Annotated in this window: 2 protein-coding genes; both read right to left on the reverse strand. The window is 43.1% G+C overall.

Annotated features, from left to right (window positions below):
- Positions 1-126: 126 nt before the first annotated feature.
- Complete coding sequence (gene istB / locus ACTNCK_RS11685) at positions 127-909, reverse strand: IS21-like element helper ATPase IstB (RefSeq protein WP_441082899.1); 783 nt, start codon at positions 907-909, stop codon at positions 127-129.
- Positions 890-1,541, reverse strand: a 652-nt coding sequence (locus tag ACTNCK_RS11690; RefSeq protein WP_441082901.1) for a Mu transposase domain-containing protein, incomplete at its 5' end; no start/stop codon positions are given. The genes ACTNCK_RS11690 and istB, both read right to left, overlap by 20 nt.

Below are 1,541 nucleotides of genomic sequence, written 5' to 3' on the forward strand. Positions count from 1 at the left end.
TATTCAGAAGAACGTATTAAAGTATCACTTGGTGGAGTTAGTCCGACTCAATATCGTAAGCAACTCGGATTGATTGCATCATAGGAGGTCCAGAAAAACGTCCGCACCCCCAAAGTTCTTAAATAATTATGTACACTTTTCATCGTCTTTAGGCTCAGATATCATGTTTTTTAAGCGGTATGATTTGCCTGCTATCTTAACCACATGCGAATGATGTAGAATCCGATTCAGTATTGCGTCTGCGACTACAGCATCATAGAATACACTATCCCAATCTCCAAAACCGATATTGGTTGTCAGAATCGTGCTTTTTTTCTCATAGCGCATATCTATCAGCTGGAAGAAAAGGTTTGAATCCTCTTTGTCTATTGGAAGATACCCGATCTCATCAATTATCAGCAGCTTGTAGCGGTTGAAGTGCTTAAGCCTTTGCTCCAGGCGGTTTTCAAGCTTCGCTTTCTTTAACTGCTGAAGGAGATTGTGACACTTTATGAAGTATGTTATGTTATGATGCTTTGCAGCCTCAATACCTATTGCCGTTGCAAGATGTGTTTTGCCAACTCCACTGTTCCCAAGAAATACTATGTTTTCTGCGTGTTCCATGAATCCCAGACTGCAGAATTCCTGCATCTGTTTTTCACTTACTGTCGGCTGAAAATCAAAATCAAAATCATTCAGTGTCTTCACAAAAGGGAATGCAGCAGCTTTTATTGTGTTGTTTGAAGATGAACTCTCTTTGAAATCCACCTCATAGTTACTGAGTTTCAGGAGACCCTCAGAGAATGAAAGATTCTCCGAGCTGACTCTGTCTGCAACCTCCTGCAAATGAAGTGCCATCTGCCCGAGGCGAAGCGTCTCAAGGTTCTTTGATACCTGCTGATATACACTGTTACTCATATGCTTCTCCAAGCGCCCTGAGGTTCTCTCTGGCTCGTTCCTCAAGGTTCTCTTCAGAGAAGGAATGAGTCTGCCTCGCAAGGCTTATGTAATCTTTGCCTGTATAGTTTATCTTTTTATCTGATACGGCGTGCAGGGCTATGAGCTTTGTGTTACAATACACATGGATATAGTCATCATAGACCTGCAGAGTGACCTTCTGACCTATGTATTCTGGCGGTACAGAGTACTGGTTTCCCTTATAGCGGAACAGACTGGATCGGTCCACTGTAGCTTTATGATCGATAAGCTGATAAGGATTCCTTATTGTGTCAGGCGGAAGCTGATGCAGGGAGTCCTTTTCAGTTTTCAGATACATGACCGGGATCCGGCCTGTCCCAGGATGGACCTTACCGTTCTCGCGGTCATTGATCTTTTGCAAAAGTTCTACAAATCCCATGTAGCTCAGTTTTCCGTTGTAAGCCCGTAATTCGTCAAGCACGCGCATAGGCGATTCGACCTTACCTTTTGTCTTAGGTGTAGCCGCCACACAGGGCTGAACTTTGAATCCATAATCATCGGCGAACTGCTTAAAACGTATATTGATCTTCCCTTCAGAACCTTTTGTTCTAGGTGAATCCATTACAGTTTTCATGTTGTCTGTG

It is taken from the genome of Candidatus Weimeria sp. HCP3S3_B5, assembly GCF_052064335.1.
Classification (GTDB): domain Bacteria; phylum Bacillota; class Clostridia; order Lachnospirales; family Lachnospiraceae; genus Weimeria.